The 18,824-nt window shown below is 65.2% G+C and carries 15 protein-coding genes; 7 read left to right on the top strand and 8 right to left on the bottom strand.

Translation table 11 applies throughout. The features are described 5' to 3' along the window. Positions 1-259 precede the first annotated feature (259 nt). Positions 260-3,001, top strand: coding sequence for a DNA polymerase I (gene polA / locus R4P47_RS06580; RefSeq protein ID WP_317784315.1), 2,742 nt, complete (start codon positions 260-262; stop codon positions 2,999-3,001). Between the two features lie 84 nt (positions 3,002-3,085). On the opposite strand, the gene trxA is transcribed toward polA, so the two are convergent. The 3 genes from trxA to R4P47_RS06565 form a co-directional block, all read right to left on the bottom strand. Beyond that, entirely contained in the window at positions 3,086-3,457 is a 372-nt protein-coding gene (trxA, locus tag R4P47_RS06575; RefSeq protein WP_037192657.1) for a thioredoxin, read from the bottom strand. 86 nt (positions 3,458-3,543) lie between these two features. Continuing rightward, a complete protein-coding gene (locus R4P47_RS06570; RefSeq protein WP_317548568.1) occupies positions 3,544-4,542 on the bottom strand; it encodes a GlxA family transcriptional regulator in 999 nt (332 codons plus the stop codon). 210 nt (positions 4,543-4,752) lie between these two features. Beyond that, complete coding sequence (locus tag R4P47_RS06565; RefSeq protein WP_317784314.1) at positions 4,753-5,259, bottom strand: 2'-5' RNA ligase family protein; 507 nt, start codon at positions 5,257-5,259, stop codon at positions 4,753-4,755. Between the two features lie 10 nt (positions 5,260-5,269). Between R4P47_RS06565 and R4P47_RS06560 the strand changes: the two genes are divergently transcribed. After that, on the top strand, positions 5,270-6,367 hold the full coding sequence (locus R4P47_RS06560) for an isocitrate/isopropylmalate dehydrogenase family protein (protein WP_317784485.1): 1,098 nt from the start codon (positions 5,270-5,272) through the stop codon (positions 6,365-6,367). A gap of 15 nt (positions 6,368-6,382) precedes the next feature. Here the strand turns inward: R4P47_RS06560 and R4P47_RS06555 are convergent, their stop codons facing one another. After that, complete coding sequence (locus R4P47_RS06555) at positions 6,383-7,210, bottom strand: class I SAM-dependent methyltransferase (protein WP_269593959.1); 828 nt, start codon at positions 7,208-7,210, stop codon at positions 6,383-6,385. A gap of 215 nt (positions 7,211-7,425) precedes the next feature. Between R4P47_RS06555 and rpsA the strand changes: the two genes are divergently transcribed. Then, on the top strand, positions 7,426-8,904 hold the full coding sequence (gene rpsA / locus R4P47_RS06550) for a 30S ribosomal protein S1 (RefSeq protein ID WP_027497255.1): 1,479 nt from the start codon (positions 7,426-7,428) through the stop codon (positions 8,902-8,904). A 157-nt stretch (positions 8,905-9,061) separates the two neighbouring features. Here rpsA and R4P47_RS06545 read toward each other — a convergent pair whose 3' ends face one another. Next, on the bottom strand, positions 9,062-9,271 hold the full coding sequence (locus R4P47_RS06545; protein WP_068050934.1) for a hypothetical protein: 210 nt from the start codon (positions 9,269-9,271) through the stop codon (positions 9,062-9,064). 129 nt (positions 9,272-9,400) lie between these two features. Between R4P47_RS06545 and coaE the strand changes: the two genes are divergently transcribed. Further along, positions 9,401-10,618 carry a dephospho-CoA kinase gene (gene coaE, locus R4P47_RS06540; RefSeq protein ID WP_317784313.1) on the top strand — a complete coding sequence of 406 codons (1,218 nt, stop codon included), beginning with the start codon at positions 9,401-9,403 and terminating at the stop codon, positions 10,616-10,618. Between the two features lie 16 nt (positions 10,619-10,634). Here coaE and R4P47_RS06535 read toward each other — a convergent pair whose 3' ends face one another. Then, positions 10,635-11,180, bottom strand: coding sequence for a DUF402 domain-containing protein (locus tag R4P47_RS06535; RefSeq protein WP_269593961.1), 546 nt, complete (start codon positions 11,178-11,180; stop codon positions 10,635-10,637). Positions 11,181-11,258: 78 nt separating this feature from the next. Here R4P47_RS06535 and uvrB point away from each other — a divergent pair, with 78 nt between their 5' ends. Together uvrB and R4P47_RS06525 are read left to right on the top strand one after the other, a co-directional pair. Further along, positions 11,259-13,421, top strand: coding sequence for an excinuclease ABC subunit UvrB (uvrB, locus tag R4P47_RS06530; RefSeq protein WP_128645895.1), 2,163 nt, complete (start codon positions 11,259-11,261; stop codon positions 13,419-13,421). A gap of 19 nt (positions 13,422-13,440) precedes the next feature. Beyond that, positions 13,441-14,307, top strand: coding sequence for an SCO6745 family protein (locus R4P47_RS06525; protein WP_317784312.1), 867 nt, complete (start codon positions 13,441-13,443; stop codon positions 14,305-14,307). A 6-nt stretch (positions 14,308-14,313) separates the two neighbouring features. Here R4P47_RS06525 and R4P47_RS06520 read toward each other — a convergent pair whose 3' ends face one another. After that, entirely contained in the window at positions 14,314-15,171 is an 858-nt protein-coding gene (locus R4P47_RS06520; RefSeq protein WP_317784311.1) for an ABC transporter permease, read from the bottom strand. Further along, on the bottom strand, positions 15,168-18,041 hold the full coding sequence (locus R4P47_RS06515) for an alpha/beta fold hydrolase (protein ID WP_317548565.1): 2,874 nt from the start codon (positions 18,039-18,041) through the stop codon (positions 15,168-15,170). The genes R4P47_RS06520 and R4P47_RS06515 overlap by 4 nt, the downstream gene beginning before the upstream one ends. A 184-nt stretch (positions 18,042-18,225) precedes the next feature. Here R4P47_RS06515 and R4P47_RS06510 point away from each other — a divergent pair, with 184 nt between their 5' ends. Beyond that, a complete protein-coding gene (locus R4P47_RS06510; protein ID WP_068050983.1) occupies positions 18,226-18,678 on the top strand; it encodes a universal stress protein in 453 nt (150 codons plus the stop codon). Positions 18,679-18,824 lie beyond the last annotated feature (146 nt).

Here is an 18,824-nt window from a genome sequence, read left to right as displayed (position 1 = left end):
GGCGGTTGCACCTTTCTGGTCCATCGAACATTTGGAGCCACGCACGTCCTCCGGACGGGTTGTCGTTGAGCCACGGGTATGTGGGGTTTCCTGCAATTGTCGGACTCTATCCGCTGAAACGACGCAAAATCGGCGACTGAGATTTCCGGAAAGTATCGGTTGTGTTTCGCGGTGCACGACGCGCGCCGTGAGAGCGATCGCGTCGCGGCACCTGCATCCGGCTTCGAGTTGTCGGACCCGCTCCCTAGACTGGTCAACCGTGAGCCCAGTAACGGAGAAAAGTGCAGCGCCCGCAGCCGAGACCGACGCGAAGGCGGGCGGGGAGCGGCCCACGTTGCTGCTCATCGACGGCCACTCGATGGCGTTCCGTGCTTTCTTCGCGTTGCCTGCGGACAACTTCAAGACCACCAGCGGTCAGTCCACCAACGCGGTGTACGGGTTCACCTCGATGTTGATCAATCTGCTGCGGGACGAGAAACCGACGCACATCGCGGCGGCGTTCGACGTCTCGCGGCAGACCTTCCGCGCCGAGCGGTTCCCCGAGTACAAGGCCAACCGCAGCAAGACTCCGGACGAGTTCGCCGGCCAGGTCGACATCACCAAGGACGTACTCGGGGCCATGGGTATCCCGGTGATGGCAGAGGCCGGCTTCGAGGCGGACGACATCATCGCCACTCTGGTGACCCAGGCGGAGGCGCTCGGCTACCGCGTCCTGGTGGTCACCGGCGACCGCGATGCGCTGCAGCTGGTGACCGACAACGTCACGGTGTTGTATCCGCGCAAGGGCGTCTCGGATCTGACTCGGTTCACTCCCGACGAGGTCGCCACCAAGTACGGGTTGACGCCGTCGCAGTACCCGGACTTCGCGGCCCTGCGCGGAGACCCGAGCGACAACCTTCCTGGCATTCCTGGGGTCGGCGAGAAGACGGCCACCAAATGGATCATCGAATACGGTTCCCTCACCGCCCTCGTCGACAACGTGGACAAGGTCAAGGGCAAAGTGGGAGACGCACTGCGCGCCAACCTGTCCAGTGTGGTGCTCAACCGCGAGCTCACCGAGATGGTCCGAGATGTGCCGTTGCCCTACACCCCCGATCAGCTCGAACTCGCTCCGTGGGACCGCGAGAAGATCCACGCCTTGTTCGACGACCTCGAGTTCCGCATTCTGCGGGACCGGTTGTTCGAGACACTCGCGTCGGTCGAACCCGAGGCGGAGGAAGGGTTCGACGTCCGCGGCGGCATCGTCGCACCGGGTGAACTGGCCGCCTGGTTGGCGGAACACGCAGCCGACGGCAGGCGCAGTGGGCTGTCGATTCTCGGCGCGCGTCGGCCGTTCGACAGCGATGCGACGTCGGTGGCGATCGCCGCGGCCGACGGCGAGGGCGCGTTCGTCACGACGACCGCTCTGGACGAATCCGACGAGCAGGCACTCGCGGCCTGGCTCGCAGATGCAGCGCAACCCAAGGCCTTGCACGAGGCCAAGTGGGCTCTGCATGCGGTTCGTGGGCGCGGCTGGACCCTCGGCGGCTTGACCACCGACACCGCACTGGCGGCGTACCTGGTGCGGCCCGGTCAGCGATCGTTCAATCTCGACGACCTGTCGTTGCGCTACCTCAAGCGCGAACTCCGGGTGGAGGATGCGGGTGAAGGTCAGATGTCGTTGCTCGACGCGGAGGACACCGCCGATGCGGCGTTCGCGGAGGGCGAGATTCTCAAGGCGCGGGCCGTCATCGACCTGGCCGATGCGCTGGACGCCGAGCTCGCCGCCATCGAGTCGACCACCCTGCTCTCCGAGATGGAGCTGCCTTTGCTGACGGTGTTGGCAGATGTCGAGGCAACGGGTATCGCCGTGAACGGTGATCACCTGCGCGCGCTGCAATCCGGATTCGCCGCGCAGGTGGACGAGGCCGCGAACTCCGCCTACGGCGTGATCGACAAGCAGATCAACCTCGGGTCTCCGAAGCAGTTGCAGGTGGTGTTGTTCGAGGAACTCGACATGCCCAAGACGAAGAAGACCAAGACCGGGTACACCACCGATGCCGATGCGCTGCAGGGGCTGTTCGAGAAGACCGAGCATCCGTTCCTGAAGTTCCTGCTCGATCACCGGGACGCGACGCGGATGAAGGTGACGGTCGACGGCCTGCTGAAATCCGTCGCCGACGACGGCCGCATTCACACCACGTTCAACCAGACGGTCGCGGCCACCGGACGACTGTCGTCCACCGAGCCGAACCTGCAGAACATTCCGGTGCGCAACGAGGCGGGACGCCACATCCGTGACGGCTTCGTCGTCGGGGCCGGATACGACACACTGCTCACTGCCGACTACAGCCAGATCGAAATGCGCATCATGGCGCACGTATCCGGCGACGAAGGTCTGATCGAGGCGTTCAACACCGGCGAGGATCTGCACAGTTTCGTCGGTGCCCGGGCGTTCGGCGTGCCGATCGAGGAGGTCACCCCCGAACTGCGTCGCCGGGTCAAGGCGATGTCGTACGGATTGGCATACGGACTCAGCGCATTCGGTCTCGCCGCGCAGCTCAAGATCTCCACCGACGAGGCGAAGCAGCAGATGGAGGCGTACTTCGCGCGGTTCGGCGGCGTCCGTGACTACCTGCGCAACGCCGTCGAGGAAGCGCGCAAGGTGGGATACACCTCCACGCTGTACGGCAGGCGCCGCTACCTGCCCGATCTCAACAGCGACAACCGTCAGCGCCGCGAGGTCGCCGAGCGGGCAGCTCTCAACGCCCCGATCCAGGGCACCGCCGCAGACATCATCAAGGTCGCGATGATCGACGTGCACCGATCACTGGCGGAGTCGACGCTGAAGTCACGAATGCTGTTGCAGGTCCACGACGAACTGGTGCTCGAGGTCGTCGAATCCGAGCGTGAGGAAGTCGAAGCGCTCGTACGCGACAAGATGTCCTCGGCCATCGAACTGTCGGTGCCCTTGGAAGTCTCGGTCGGCACCGGCCGCAGCTGGGATGCCGCTGCGCACTGATTCGAGGCCGCGCAGGACGAACGACGAAGGGCCGCTCACCGAATTCGGTGAGCGGCCCTTCGCGTCGTGTGCAGCGGCGAGAAACTACTCCGCCGCGGGAGCCTGCTCGGCGATCTGCTGGCGCACGACGTCCATGTCGAGTGCCTTGATCTGACCGACGAGGTCCTCGAGCGCCGGCGCAGGCAGTGCACCGGGCTGTGCGTACACCAGAATTCCTTCGCGGAACGCCATGATCGTCGGGATCGACTGGATCTGCGCCGCGGCAGCAAGTCCCTGCTCGGCCTCGGTGTCCACCTTGGCGTGCACCACGTCGGGGTGCGCGTCGGACGACTTCTCGAACGTCGGCGCGAACTGGCGGCACGGTCCGCACCAGGACGCCCAGAAATCGACCAACACCACGTCGTTGTTCGTCACGATCTCGTCGAAATTCTGCTGGGTCAAAGTCTGAGTGGCCACGCGGTCCCTTTCGATTGATTGCGCTTCTGGAGTGTTCCAACGCAGGTACTCACCGGAATCATCCCGGCCGGGTCGGAGCGCCTGCGTCAGGCGGGCTGGGGTGCGGCACGGAACGTGCGGCGATACGCATTCGGCGTGGTGCATCGCAACCTCACGAAATGCTGCCGCAAGGCTGCCGCATTTCCGAAACCGACCACCTCGGCGATCGAATCCATCGGCAGATCCGAGTTCTCCAACAGCTGCTGCGCCGCCAGTACTCGTTGGTCGTTGAGCCAGCGCGCGGGCGTGGTTCCGGTTTCGGCCGCGAACTTGCGGGCGAAGGTTCGCGCCGACATGTTCACCCTCGCCGCCAGTCGACCGATGGTCAGCTCGGAGTCGAGGTTCTCGGTCATCCAGTCCAGCAGCGGAGCCAGTGTCTCGGTACGAGTGGCGGGCAGGGGACTGGTGACGAATTGAGCCTGGCCGCCGTCACGATGCGGAGGAACGACCATCCGGCGAGCGATCCCGTTGGCCACGACGCTGCCCTGGTACTTGCGCACGATGTGCAGGCACAGGTCGATTCCGGCCGCTGTGCCCGCGCTTGTCAGCACGTTTCCGTCGTCGACGTAGAGGACGTTCGGATCGACCTGCGCGAGTGGATATTTCGCGGCCAGCAAAGCGGAGTGCCGCCAATGCGTCGTACAGGGGCGGCCGTCGAGCAGTCCGGCCTTGCCCAGTACGAACGCGCCGTTGCACAGGCTGGCGACCATGGCACCCCTGTCGACGGCCGCGCGAAGTTTGGCCAGTAGTGGCTCGATGGACGAGTTGTATCCAGCTCCGCAGACGTATGTACCGTCCTCGGCGGCTTCGGTGCCGCCGGCCGGAATGATGATCAGATCGGCGCTGTCGAGACTGTCGAGATCGTGAGGGACGTCGATGGTGTAACCGACGCGGGTGCGGATCGGTTGGGGGACACCTGCGATCAGAGAGAAGTCGTAGGTGGGTAGGCCCTCGTCCGAGCGATCGAATCCGAACACCTCGCAGGCGACGCCCAGCTCGAACTGTTCGGTCAACGGCATCAGCGCGACAACCACTCGTTTCAGCATGAAAAGAAGTATGGCAGAAAGTCGTCGATATATGGCTTTACTGCCACTCGTGCGCATTCTTCGCAGGTTGGAAGCTTGCGGCATGACAATTGTATTGGTAGTTGTGCTGCTGTTCCTGGCCCTCGACGCCGTCGTGCTCGCAGGCTTCGCTCCCGATACCCACGCGGAGGTGACCCAGTTCGGCGACTTCCGGTTCTAGAGTGCCCCGGGTCAGCCGATCCGCCATTCGCGCTTGGCCTCGCCGTCCCATCGGCGCAGCGCCACCGCAGATCCCACCAGATCATCGATGTCCGCCGAGAGCAGGCGCACCGCCGCTCCTGCCTCCTCGGGCGTCAACCGTCGAGCCAACGTCGCGTGCGGCGTCCATCGGCCGGGTTCGAGGTGGTCGAGCGAACGTTCGCCCACTGCCTCGTGCATCCGGGCGTGCAGATCGAGCAACTCGCTCGACGGAACGACCAGTCGCGCCAGGGTGATCGTTCGACCGCCGAACACGACGAGCCCGCCCAGGCGCACATCGAACGGATCGAAGCGGACCGCATCGCCGTCGTCCCCCGCGGCCGGCATCGACGACGCCACTGCGACGGTGACGTGCGGGCGATTCGACTCACCGCGGTGGCGGTTCTGACTCGGGAGCCCGGCCTCGGACAGCGCCGCCCACTCGCGGCGCACCGCTGCGTCGAGGCCGGAGTCGAGTAGTAGTTCAGCGGACTGCACCATGGAGCCCATGATGTCGCAGACGGACGCACGGAATACGACGACGCTCAGGATCGGGGCCATGACCGGCGACGGGATAGGCCACGAGATCGTGCCCGCGACGATCCGGGTGGTCGACGCGGCCCTGGCGTCCGTCGGCGGACCGGCCGTGGACTGGGTGCGCCTCCCTCTGGGCATGGACGCCATCGACCACCACGGAACGCCGATACCCGGGAACACGCTGGACGAATTGGGTGAGCTCGAAAGCTGGATTCTGGGACCGCACGACAGCGCGTCGTATCCGGAGCCGTTCCGATCCGAACTGACTCCAGGCGGACGGATTCGCAAGAAATTCGACCTGTTCGCCAACATTCGGCCGGCGAAGGCACTGCCCGGCGTACGGGCGGTGTCTCCGCGGATGGATCTTGTGGTCGTGCGAGAGAACACCGAGGGTTTCTACGCCGATCGCAACATGTTCGTCGGCAGCGGGGAGTTCATGCCCACTCCCGATGTGGCGTTGGCCGTCGGAGTGTTCACGCGTGCGGCCTGCGAACGCATTGCACGTGAGGCATTCTCGCTGGCTGAGCGACGCAGCAGGAAACTGACCATCGTGCACAAGACCAACGTGCTGTCCATGACGACGGGGCTGTTCCGCGATGCGTGCCGCGCCGTGAGCGAGCAATTTCCGCACGTCCAGGTAACCGAGGAGCACGTCGACGCGCTCGCGGCGCACCTGGTTCGGCGGGGCGAGGACTACGACGTCATCGTGGCCGAGAACATGTTCGGTGACATTCTGTCGGATCTGACGGGTGAGCTGTCCGGGTCGTTGGGCACCGCGCCGTCGATCAATTCCTCGGAAACCCAGGCGATGGCGCAGGCCTCGCACGGATCGGCCCCGGACATCGCAGGGAAGAACCGGGCCAATCCGACGGCACTCTTCCTGTCCGCTGCAATGCTGCTCGAGTGGCTCGCCCCGCGGCACAGGGACGATCGGCTGGCCGCGGCCGCCGGCCGGATCCGTGACGCCGTCGACGCCACGGTCGAATCCGGGGTCGCGACAGCCGACCTCGGTGGGCAGGCGTCGACCAGCGCATTCACCGAGGCCGTGGAAGCCCGGGTGCACCGGCGCTGATCGCGGCGGACTCCGTCAGTGCGGTTTGCGGCTGCTGAAGATCGCGGTGCCCGGAAAGAGCTGGCCGCGCAGTGGGCTCCACTGTCCCCACTCGCGGTCGAGCCATTCCGGCCAGTCCGGTTCGACGATGTCGCGCACCTCGAGACCTGCGGCGACCAGTTCGCGCACGCGGTCACCGATCGTGCGGTGATGCTCCACGTAGTTGGGAGTCCCGTCGGCGTCGTATTCGACGTACGGGGTTCGATCGAAGTACGGAATCGTCGCGGTCAGACCGCCGACCCCGGGATCGTCCGGAAACACCCAGCGCATCGGATGGTTGACGGCGAACACCCAGATCCCGCCCGGCCGGAGTACCCGCGCGACTTCCTTCATCACATTGGCCGAGTCCGCGACGAACGGCACCGCACCGAAGGCCGAGCAGACGATGTCGAACCGTTCGTCGGCGAACGGCAAGGACTCGGCACTGGCCTGCACCAGCGGAACCGTCGACCCGCCCGCGGTCATTGCATCGACGCCGCGCTGCAACATGCCCATCGAGATGTCGAGACCGATCGCGCGCGCACCCTGGGTTCCGAGCCAGCGGGCGCACGGTGCACTGCCGCAGCCCACTTCGAGGACGTCCTTGCCCGCGACGTCGCCCAGCAGATGCACGTCGCCCTCGTGCAGCCCCTCCGGGCACCAGACGAACTCCCCGGATTCGGTCGACACTCCGAGAAACGCGCCGTGCGTACGGTGGTAGCTCTCGGCGTCGGAATCCCACCAGAGACGACTCGCGCGGTCGCTCGCGACCGAATCGATTCGGCCGCGGCCGGGAGTGGACGACGGTGTGGAAAGATCGGTCACACGCCGACTCTAACCGGGTTTGTGCTGGTACTGCGGCATCGCGTACCCTGTTCAACGCGAGTGTGTTCATGCTGCGCCCAGGTCGGGTTCCCTCGACCTCGGCGCACACGGATCCGGCAACGGATTCGCCGAAGATGCTCGTGTTGCACACGTTTCACCAAGTCCGACCGAACATCCATCAACCGATACCCAACCCGTCCGGAGCAACTCAACACATGCCCTCAACCACAACCTCACCGCAGGTAGCCGTCAACGATATCGGCTCCGCAGAGGATTTTCTCGCCGCCATCGACGCCACGATCAAGTACTTCAACGATGGTGACATCGTCGAGGGCACCATCGTCAAGGTCGATCGTGACGAGGTTCTACTCGACATCGGTTACAAGACCGAAGGCGTCATTCCTTCCCGCGAGCTCTCCATCAAGCACGACGTCGACCCCAACGAGGTCGTCTCCGTGGGAGATGAGATCGAAGCACTCGTCCTCACCAAGGAGGACAAGGAAGGCCGTCTGATCCTGTCCAAGAAGCGAGCTCAGTACGAGCGCGCTTGGGGCACGATCGAGGAGCTCAAGGAGAAGGACGAGGCCGTCAAGGGCACCGTCATCGAGGTCGTCAAGGGTGGACTCATCCTGGACATCGGTCTTCGTGGCTTCCTTCCCGCCTCGCTCGTCGAGATGCGTCGCGTCCGCGACCTCCAGCCGTACGTCGGCAAGGAGATCGAGGCCAAGATCATCGAGCTCGACAAGAACCGCAACAACGTGGTCCTGTCGCGCCGCGCATGGCTCGAGCAGACCCAGTCCGAGGTCCGCAGCGAGTTCCTGCACCAGCTCCAGAAGGGCCAGGTCCGCAAGGGCGTCGTGTCCTCCATCGTCAACTTCGGTGCCTTCGTGGACCTGGGTGGCGTCGACGGACTCGTGCACGTCTCCGAGCTGTCCTGGAAGCACATCGATCACCCGTCCGAGGTTGTCGAGGTCGGCACCGAGGTCACCGTCGAGGTTCTCGACGTCGACCTGGACCGCGAGCGTGTTTCGCTGTCGCTCAAGGCAACTCAGGAAGATCCGTGGCGCCAGTTCGCTCGCACCCACGCGATCGGCCAGATCGTGCCCGGCAAGGTCACCAAGCTCGTTCCCTTCGGTGCATTCGTGCGCGTCGAAGAGGGCATCGAGGGCCTCGTGCACATCTCCGAGCTGGCCGAGCGCCACGTGGAGGTTCCGGACCAGGTCGTGGGTGTCGGCGACGACGCACTCGTCAAGGTCATCGACATCGATCTCGAGCGTCGCCGGATTTCGTTGAGCCTCAAGCAGGCCAACGAGGACTACGCAGAAGAGTTCGATCCGTCCAAGTACGGCATGGCCGACTCGTACGACGAGGGTGGCAACTACATCTTCCCCGAGGGCTTCGACTCCGAGACCAACGAATGGCTCGAAGGTTACGAGAAGCAGCGTGAAGAGTGGGAAGGTCGCTACGCCGAGGCGGAGCGTCGCCACAAGATGCACACCGCTCAGATGGAGAAGACGGCCAAGGACGAAGCTGCCGAAGCCGCCAACACCAACTACTCCTCCGAGTCGGGTCAGGCCCCCGCCGATGCAGAAGGCGACGCTCCCGCAGCGTCGGCTCCGGCCTCGACCGGTGGTTCGCTGGCCAGCGATGCGCAGCTCGCTGCACTTCGCGAGAAGCTGTCGGGCAACGCCTGATAGAAGTGGTCCACCCGTGAGGGTGTGACACCGAGCCCCGGTTCTCCACGTGAGAACCGGGGCTTTCTCGTTTCGAATCAGGGGAGCAGAGAAGCTGCGGACACGACAATGGACCCGGTTCCGATGAACCGGGCCCATGTGTGAGGGGGAGTGCGAACTACGCGGCGGTGGCTGGACTCCACTGGCCGACGCTCTCCGTGCGCTTGCGCATGCTGGCGAAGCTGTGGCGGGCGGGGGTCAGGAGGTTGGTGAACCAGTTACGCCGATGGTCGGCCAACGCCGAGGCTACTTCCGGGATGAGAATGCAATGAACGCCTGCATCCATGCCAAGGCGGTGCCGACCCGGTTGGATCTGATTGCTTCGCATGGGTGTCCTTTTCAATAGCTGTGGGTCGGCACATCGAGGTCGCGCTCGTCGAAGATAACCGACCCACCTCCGAAAACGGTGCATTTGAGGCTGGTGTGATTCGGCGTGTTCGAGTGTCAGACTGGGTGCATGCTGAGACTGGGACTGACCGGTGGAATAGGTGCCGGAAAATCGACCGTTGCCAAGGTGCTGACCGAGCTCGGGGGAGTGCTCGTCGACTCCGACGTGCTTGCCCGTGAAGTCGTGGAGCCGGGAACACCTGGGCTGCAACGACTGACGGACACCTTCGGAGCCGACATTCTCGCACCCGACGGCTCGCTCGACCGTCCGGCATTGGCGGCCAAGGCATTCGGCGACGAGGAATCCCGCAAGAAGCTCAACGCCATCGTTCATCCGTTGGTCGGCGAGCGCACCGCCGCGATCATCGACGGTGCAGCGCCGGATGCCGTAGTGGTGCAGGACATTCCGCTCCTCGTCGAGGGATCGATGGGCCCGTTCTTTCACCTGGTGGTCATCGTGTGGGTCGACGCCGAGGAACGGGTGCGTCGTCTGACGGGACAGCGAGGCATGCCCGAGGCCGACGCTCGCGCGCGGATCGCAGCACAGGCAACCGATGATGCGCGCCGCGCCGCAGCAGACGTGTGGATCGACAACACCGGTGCGCTGGGCAGCGTCGACGACGTCGTCCGAGCCCTGTGGAGCGAACGTCTGATTCCCTTCGAGCGCAACATCAGGGAGGGGATCATCGCGCGCGTTCATCCGGAACAGGTGACAGCCGACCCCACGTGGGAATCGCAGGCCCGACGCATCATCTCGCGCCTGGCCCTTGCCTGCGCGGACAAAGCGGTCCGAATCGACCACATCGGCTCCACCGCGGTGCCCGGTCTCGACGCGAAGGATGTCATCGACATCCAGATCACCGTGCGCGGGCTCGACGACGCCGATGCTGTCGCCGAGCAGCTGCGCGTGGCAGGGTTCCCTCGGCGAGAGGCCAGCAACTTCGACTATCCAAAGCCCGCATACGGAATCGGCGGAGAAGCCGATCCTGCCGTGTGGGCCAAGCGTTTTCACGGCAGCGCGGACCCCGGCCGGCCGGCGAACGTACATATCCGGGTCGACGGCTGGCCGAATCAGACGTTCGCCCTGCTGTTCCGGGACTGGCTGCGGGCGGACGACAACATCACCACCGAGTACGCCGGAATCAAGCGACGCGCCTCCGAGGCGGCTGCCGGAATCACCGACTTCGAATCGGCCATCGAGGCCTACGAGAACGCGAAAGCCCCATGGTTCGACGTGGCATACCGTCGGGCATGGCAGTGGGCGGAGCAGACCGACTGGACCGCGTGAATCGGGGCCGACCGAGTCAGGACGGCTTGCCGTTCCACTCGGTCGGCATTCCGAGGGATGCGAGCCACGCGTTCAGGTCGTAGTCGTGCCGCGTCAGTCCTTCGATGGCCGTGATCGATCTGGCCAGCGCGAGCTCGGCCGTGGGGGTGTCGAGATGGTGCGCCACCCGAGCGTCGAACAACTCGTCGACGTCGAGCAGGTCGTAATCGCGGCCGGTACGCACGCTGAGGTCGAGATAGTGGTCGACGGATGTCCATCGGGTGGTGCCTGCGGTGTACTCGCCGATGTCGACGTAGTAGTCCTGATCGCGGGCGTGCGCGGGCAGATAGTGGAACACCGAGGCCCGTAGCCCCAGAGCGGGCAGCAACCAGGACTCCAGGTAGTCGAAGTGGGCGTGATCGGACGGGCGGGCCATGTACAGCCCCCACGGCTCGACGCGGTATTCGTCGACGACCCGGACGAACCCCTTGGGATCCACGTTCGTCTTGGCGACGAGGTCGAACGTCTCGTGCTTGGGGGCATGAACGACGGTGTGCGCACCGGCTGACGTGTGAGCGACCATGCCTGTAGAAGCTACCGGGAACCGACGTCCGGGGTCTGCCCGACGGAACTTGTCGGTGGTCGCGTCTACGCTTGTGAAATGGCGTTTGCATCCGAACATCCCGTTGTCGCGCACTCCGAGCACCGTCCGGTGGGCGCAATCGAGCGCACCGGACCGGCGTTCGAGGTCGTCAGCGAACACACGCCGGCAGGCGATCAGCCGACCGCCATCGCCGAGCTGGAACGGCGGATCAAGGCGGACGAGAAGGACATCGTGTTGCTCGGTGCCACCGGTACCGGTAAGTCGGCCACCACTGCCTGGCTGATCGAGAAGCTGCAGCGCCCCACTCTGGTGATGGCACCGAACAAGACCTTGGCGGCGCAGTTGGCGAACGAGCTGCGAGACATGTTGCCCAACAACGCAGTCGAATACTTCGTCTCGTACTACGACTACTACCAGCCCGAGGCGTACATCGCGCAGACCGACACCTACATCGAGAAGGACTCGTCGATCAACGACGATGTCGAGCGTCTGCGGCACTCGGCGACGGCATCTCTGCTCTCGCGCCGCGACGTGGTCGTGGTGGCGTCGGTGTCGTGCATCTACGGTCTCGGTACTCCGCAGTCGTACGTCGATCGGTCGATCGAGCTGGAGGTCAACGTCGAAGTGCAGCGTGACGCGCTGCTCCGGTTGCTCGTGGACGTGCAGTACACCCGCAACGACATGGCCTTCACCCGCGGATCGTTCCGAGTTCGCGGTGACACGGTCGAGATCATTCCGTCCTACGAGGAACTGGCGATTCGCATCGAGTTCTTCGGCGACGAGATCGAAGCGCTGTACTACCTCCATCCGCTGACCGGCGACATCGTTCGGCAGGTCGATTCGGTGCGCATCTTCCCGGCCACGCACTACGTTGCCGGGCCGGAGCGGATGGAACGAGCCGTCAAGGACATAGAAGCCGAACTCGAGGGTCGGCTCGCGGAGCTGGAGGGCAAGGGAAAGCTGCTCGAGGCTCAGCGGCTGCGGATGCGGACGCAATACGACCTGGAGATGATCAAGCAAGTCGGATTCTGCTCGGGTATCGAGAACTACTCGCGGCACATCGACGGACGCGGTGCAGGTACCGCGCCTGCAACGTTGATCGATTACTTTCCCGAGGACTTTCTGCTCGTCATCGACGAGTCTCACGTGACGGTTCCGCAGATCGGGGCGATGTACGAGGGCGATATGTCCCGCAAGCGCAACCTCGTCGACTTCGGTTTCCGCCTGCCGTCCGCGACCGACAACCGACCGTTGACGTGGGAGGAGTTCACTCAGCGGATCGGTCAGACGGTCTACCTCTCGGCAACTCCGGGCAAGTACGAGCTGGGCCAGACCGGGGGAGAGTTCGTCGAGCAGGTGATCCGTCCGACCGGACTCGTCGATCCCAAGGTCGTCATCAAACCGACCAAGGGCCAGATCGACGACCTGGTCCATCAGATCCGAGAACGCGCGGAGAAAGACGAGCGTGTGCTGGTGACCACGCTGACCAAGAAGATGTCGGAGGATCTGACCGACTACCTGCTCGAATTGGGCATTCGTGTCCGCTACCTGCACTCGGACATCGATACGCTGCGCCGCGTCGAACTTCTCCGGCAGCTCCGACTCGGCGAGTACGACGTGCTGGTGGGCATCAACCTGCTCCGTGAGGGTCTAGACCTGCCCGAGGTCTCGCTGGTGGCGATTCTCGACGCCGACAAGGAAGGCTTCCTCCGCAGCGGCACCAGCCTCATCCAGACCATCGGTCGTGCCGCCCGAAACGTCTCCGGCGAGGTACACATGTACGCCGACAAGATGACCGATTCCATGACCTACGCGATCGAGGAAACCGAGCGTCGGCGTGAGAAGCAGATCGCGTACAACAAGGAAAGAGGCGTCGACCCTCAGCCGCTGCGCAAGAAGATCGCCGACATCCTCGACCAGGTTTACCAGGAAGCCGAGGACACCGATTCCGTCGTCGAAGTCGGAGGGTCCGGTCGCAACGCCAGCCGGGGCCGGCGAGCGCAGGGCGAGGCGGGCAGGTCGGTCAGCACCGGGGTGTACGAGGGCCAGGACGTCTCGTCGATGCCGCGCGCCGAACTGGCCGATCTGATCAAGAACATGACCGATCAGATGATGAACGCGGCACGCGAGCTCAAGTTCGAGCTCGCCGGCCGACTGCGCGACGAGATCCAAGATCTGAAGAAAGAACTGCGCGGGATGGATGCGGCCGGCCTCAAATAGGTTCGGTTACGGTTCAACGATGGACGCAACCACCGCCGGCCGCACCTCTCGCGCGCTCGAGCTCATTCACTCGATGACCTATTTCCTTCCGGAGACGCAGGACGCTCTCGTCGCCGCCGGGTTGCCGCCGCGGGCCTGCTATTTCGCGGGCCGGGCAGCGCCTTTGGGGCGGGTCGGTGCAGGTGTCGTCACCGCCACGTTCTACAACTTCAATCGTGAACTGATCGCGCCGCTGATTCCGGCCGCCTGGGACATCGCGTCACCCGACGAGATCATGGCAATCCGGTACGACACGCTCGATGCCGCCTTCGCCCGACTGCTCGGGCCCGAGGTCCTGACGTCCGCGGACATGGCCGAGGCCGCAGACCTGGCATCGATCGCAGCCCGTGGCATTCCCGGTGACGACGGCCGACCCCTGTACTCCGCGTATGCCGAGCTCGACTGGCCGACAGCTCCGCATCTCGTGCTGTGGCACGCCCTGACTCTGATTCGCGAATACCGCGGCGACGGTCACCTCGCGGCGCTGCAGACGGCGGGACTGAGCGGTCTCGAAGCACTCATCACCCATACCGCCACCGGCTACGGCTTCGAGAAGGAGTTCGCCCGCAAGCGTCGCGGATGGTCGACCGAGCAGTGGGACGGGGCCGTTGCGTCTCTGGCCGACCGTGAGCTGCTCTCGTCCGACGGCGCGCTGACTCAGGACGGAAAGGATCTCCGGACGTTGGTCGAGGACATCACCAACGACCTCGCCGCCGCGCCGTGGGCTGCGCTCGGCGAGGACGGTGCGGCGCGGCTGGTCTCGCTCGCGACGCCGTGGCGCGAGTCGATCGTCGGTGCGGGCGTCATTCCCGATGGTGTGTTCGGGCCCGCGATCAAGAAGAAGTAGCCCGCCTCAGCTGGTGATGTCCTTGGTGCCGAAACGTCGCCACGCGATCAACCCGAACAGTGCCGCGTACGTGACGGCCGAGAACGAGCCGACCACCATGTCGTTCCAGTCGATGCTCGTGCCGAATGCATCGATCCACGAATTGGCGTAATGCCCGGGCAGGTAGTTGCGGAGTGATCCCAGTGCCGTGATCTGGTCGAGAATCTGCATCAGAATCGATGTCATCACCGCGCCGCCGACGGCCCCGAGAGGGGCGTCGGTGAGCACGGACAGCAGCATCGCCAGGCCCGCGACCCACAGCAGGTTGATGCCGATGTACGCGACCGCGATCAGTAGCCGAACCAGTGAGGTGCCGTAGGGCAGCCCCTCGCCCAGCGGGGTGATCAGCGACTCCGCGCCGTACATCGCGGTGCCGATCAGCAGGGACACCCCGACGAGCACAAGAATCGCAGCACTGGACAGCGTCGCCGACACCAATGCCTTCTGCGTCAGCAGTCGACTCCGGGGCACAGGAATGGCCAGCAGGTATCGCAGACTCGACCACGAGGCTTCGCTTGCCACCGAGTCGCCGAAGAATAGGGCCACCACCACGATCAGCAGAAATCCCACGGACATGAACAGAGCGAAGACCGTGAAGTTCATGCCTCCGCGAGTGCCGAGTTCGATCAGCCCACCGGCGTCCGAGTCCGCATCCGAGCTGCCGACTGTGAACGCAATGGCCAGAATTACCGGCAGCAGCGCCAGGAAGCCGATCGCCAGCTGAGTGCGTCGACGTCCCAGTTGCCTGCGCAACTCGGTACGGAACGGCAAGGTGCTGCCGCCGGTGTATCCGGCAGCGCGCCCGTCTGCGTGTGTGGTGCTCATGAACGATCCTTGCTGGTGGAAGACCCGGGGGTGTCTCGGTGGACGAGGTCTAGGAACACGTCTTCGAGGCGCGTCGATTGCGAGAATCCGCGCACCGAGATCCCCGCGGTGACGAGCTCTCGGATCACGACGGCGGCATCCGCGTCGGTCAGGTCGACGGTCACCGTGCCGTCGTCGACGACGACTGCGCCGTCGTGGCCGGAGGTAGCAAGCACGGACTGCGCGCGGGTGGCGTCGTCGACCCTGATCTCCGTTTGTCCGCCTGCCGCGGTCAGTTCGCGGACAGTGCCGGAACTGATCACCGATCCGCGATTCATGACGACCACGTGGGTGCAGGTCTGCTCCACTTCGGCGAGGAGATGGCTCGACACCAACACGGTTCGTCCGGTCTTCGCGTAGTTGATCAGCACGTCGCGCATCGTCCTGATCTGCGGTGGGTCGAGTCCGTTGGTCGGCTCGTCCAGGACCATCAGATCCGGCAACCCCAGCATGGCCTGGGCGATGGCGAGCCGTTGCCGCATGCCCTGGCTGTACGACTTGACCTTGCGTTCGATCGCGGTGCCGAGGTCTGCGATCTCGAGGGCTTCTTCGAGATGGGCGTCCTCGATCGGGCGACCGGTCGCTTCCCAGTACAGCCGCAGATTCTGTGTTCCGGTCAGGTGCGGCAGGAAGCCCGATCCCTCGACGAAGGAGCCCAACCTGGACAGCACCGGTGCTCCTGGCGTCACCTTGTGACCGAAGACCCTGATGTCACCACCGGTGGGAGTGATCAGGCCCATCAACATGCGCAGGGTCGTGGTCTTGCCTGCACCGTTCGGCCCGAGCAGACCCAGAACCTGGCCCTGCTTCACCTCGAAGCTGACGCCGTCGACTGCCCGAAAACCGTTGGAGTACGTCTTGGCCAGATCGGTGATCACCAGAGGGGTGTCGATCAGACTCTCGTCCACTTCGGCGACCGCGCGGCGTCTGGTCTGCACGACTCCGGCCACGATCGCACCGGCGACCGCGAGCAGGACGACCCCGATGCCGATCAGTGGTGCCACCGGAACAGTGCTGTTCGCGCTCGCTTCCGCGGGGACGGTGGGCAACGCAATGGTGTTGTCGGTCATGGCCACGCTGAACTGTGCGGGTTCGAGCGGCACGGCATACGCCTGATCGGTGGTGGAGATGCTCAGTTCGAGGCGATGACCCTGCTGGACGAGGTAGCTGATGCCAGGCAGGGCAACGGTGACGTCGACGGGATCGATGCCCTCGGTGTCTGGCAGGCGGATCGCCGAGACGGCCCCGCCCGGAAGCGTTCTCGTGCCGTTCGGCGCGACGTCGTAGAGCTTCGCGAACAGGACCGCTTGACCCGGCGAGGCCAGCGACGCCACGCGCAGATTCACCCGCGGCACACCGGTGACCGTCACGGACGAATCGACGGGTTCGCTGGTGAACGTTGCCGACTGGCCCGGCAGGTCCGCGGTCAGGGCTGCTCCGGCCCCGGTCGATCCCAGGGTCGAGAGCACCGAGCCCAAACCGGGTATCGACGAGATCGCCGACGGCGACGCCCCGGGCGGACGGATGATCGACTGGTTCTCCGCAGCGGGAGTGAACGTCACCGATCGAGTCTCGGTGGGGTCGGAGTCGGGGCTGAGCCCCGGGTAGTCAGGAGCCGTCATTCGGCGGTTGCGGTCGCCGCCGCGTTCGTCGGCTGCCCGCTGAGTGGAGTAGACGAACGGCTGGCTGTCTGTAGCAGCATCGCTCTCACGCAAGGTCGTGTCGAAGAAGTCGGCGATGGCCTGATCGCTCGTGCCGTCCGTCCCACCTGCGTCGTGACCGCCGTCGAACCATCGCACGGTGACGTTCCCACCGGCCGCCGCGATCTGACGAGCCGTCGCGTCGGCCTGATCCAGACCGAACAGCGTGTCCTGGCTGCCCTGAACCAGCAGGGTCGGCGCGGTGATGTTCGACGCCACCGCGACCGGCGAGTGGGCCGTGAGCAGATCGAGGAGCTGTTGGCTGGGGATTCCGGTCACTGCGGACTGGGCGTAGGCGTCGCAGAATTCGGGTGCGAACCGTCCGCAGGCGGATGTCTCCTCGGCGGTGCCGGCTTCGTTGCCGTCGGTTCCGGTTCCGGTGCCGTTGCCGTTTCCGTCGCCGGCCGGTGCTGCACTGGAGGCGCCCACTCCGAAGAACACTCCGGCCCAGCCGCGCTTGAGGACGCCGGGTCCGCCGTATTCGGCAGCTGCGGGGGTGGCGGTGTCGCCGAGGGCTTCTCGGCCCTCGGCGGAGGTGACGCCGTAGTTGGGGAACAGTGCCTGACCCAGGTCGTTCCAGGTGATCGCTGCGGCTATCGAATCGATCCGGGGGTCGGTGCCGCCTGCGCTCAGAGCCAGTGCGCCGCCGTACGATCCGCCGGCGACACCGACGTGCGGGTCACCGGGGGCGTCGAGTTCCACCTCCGGTTGTTCGGCGAGCCAGTCGATGAGTCCGCGTGCGTCGGCGACCTCGCGGTCGGGGTCGTTGAGCGAGATCGAACCCGTGCTGTCGCCGAACCCGCGTGCACTGTAGGCGAGCACGGTGTACCCGCGGGCGGCGAGGTCACGTGCCTCGCCGTCGACCGAGTCCTTGCTGCCGCCGAAGCCATGGGCGAGCAGCACCGTCGGTGCGGGGGTGACGGCGGGGACGTACAGACGAGCGTCGATGTCGACGGTGCCCGTCGATCCGGGGCTGTCCGGTAGCGTGATGCGCGCATCACGCGTGGATGTGTCGGCGCTCGAATCCTGGGGGAGGAGTACGAATGCGAGGGCGGCTACAGCCAGAACCGCAATCACGGCGGCACCGACAGTCATGGCCCGTCTCGACAGTGGCGGGCGGGGAATCGGCATGGAAACCAATGTATGTGAGTGGCGCGGATCGTGTTGTTCCCCAAGTTCACGTGCCGATCGGCCGGTTCCGGCTAATGTCAGCGAATCAGTCCCCGGACCACGTTTTTCGGTCCTGTGACTTGCACCAATCGAGTTCGAGCAGAAGTGTCACATCTGTGTGTGTGACCGACAAATGGAGGAATGAATGAGCGCCTACCGCACCGTCGTCGTCGGGACCGATGGCTCCGAATCGTCACTGCGGGCAGTGGAGAAGGCCGCGGCGTTGGCGGGAGACGCCGCTGCCACCCTGGTGATCGCTTGTGCGTACTACCCGGCCGATCCGAAGGACACGTCCGCTGCCGCCGACGCATTGCGCGAGGACGCCTACCAGATCACCGGATCGGCACCGACGCGTGAGATTCTGCGCACGGCGCGCGAGCACGCCACCAAGGCCGGTGCGAAGAACATCGAGGAGAAGGCGATCGTCGGTGCTCCCGTCGAGTCGCTGCTGGCACTCGTGGACGAGGTCAAGGGTGACCTGCTCGTCGTCGGCAACCGCGGCCTGAACTCGTTGACGGGCCGGCTGTTGGGTTCGGTTCCGTCGGACGCCGCTCGCAAGTCCACCTGCGACGTTCTGATCGTGCACACCGTCCGCTGATTGCACGCCGCACACACCACCGGCCCCCGCCCGCGTATGGAACGCGCGGGGCGGGGGGGGGGGGGGGGGTGGTTGGTGCCGGCGCGCAACGCGGCCCCCGCCCGCTGGTCCCCCGGCGTGCGTCCCCGGGGCCCCCCCCGCGTCCC

Source organism: Rhodococcus sp. IEGM 1370 (genome assembly GCF_033142325.1).
GTDB lineage: Bacteria > Actinomycetota > Actinomycetes > Mycobacteriales > Mycobacteriaceae > Rhodococcoides.
This window is presented reverse-complemented; position numbering and strand designations above follow the sequence as displayed.

Coding starts and splice junctions, on each gene's coding strand:
- R4P47_RS06570 (WP_317548568.1), bottom strand. CDS start 4,542: ATGCTGAAACGAGTGGTTGTCGCGCTGATGCCGTTGACCGAACAGTTC.
- R4P47_RS06565 (WP_317784314.1), bottom strand. CDS start 5,259: ATGGTGCAGTCCGCTGAACTACTACTCGACTCCGGCCTCGACGCAGCG.
- R4P47_RS06560 (WP_317784485.1), top strand. CDS start 5,270: ATGTCGCAGACGGACGCACGGAATACGACGACGCTCAGGATCGGGGCC.
- rpsA (WP_027497255.1), top strand. CDS start 7,426: ATGCCCTCAACCACAACCTCACCGCAGGTAGCCGTCAACGATATCGGC.
- R4P47_RS06545 (WP_068050934.1), bottom strand. CDS start 9,271: ATGCGAAGCAATCAGATCCAACCGGGTCGGCACCGCCTTGGCATGGAT.
- coaE (WP_317784313.1), top strand. CDS start 9,401: ATGCTGAGACTGGGACTGACCGGTGGAATAGGTGCCGGAAAATCGACC.
- R4P47_RS06535 (WP_269593961.1), bottom strand. CDS start 11,180: ATGGTCGCTCACACGTCAGCCGGTGCGCACACCGTCGTTCATGCCCCC.
- uvrB (WP_128645895.1), top strand. CDS start 11,259: ATGGCGTTTGCATCCGAACATCCCGTTGTCGCGCACTCCGAGCACCGT.
- R4P47_RS06525 (WP_317784312.1), top strand. CDS start 13,441: ATGGACGCAACCACCGCCGGCCGCACCTCTCGCGCGCTCGAGCTCATT.
- R4P47_RS06520 (WP_317784311.1), bottom strand. CDS start 15,171: ATGAGCACCACACACGCAGACGGGCGCGCTGCCGGATACACCGGCGGC.
- R4P47_RS06515 (WP_317548565.1), bottom strand. CDS start 18,041: ATGCCGATTCCCCGCCCGCCACTGTCGAGACGGGCCATGACTGTCGGT.
- R4P47_RS06510 (WP_068050983.1), top strand. CDS start 18,226: ATGAGCGCCTACCGCACCGTCGTCGTCGGGACCGATGGCTCCGAATCG.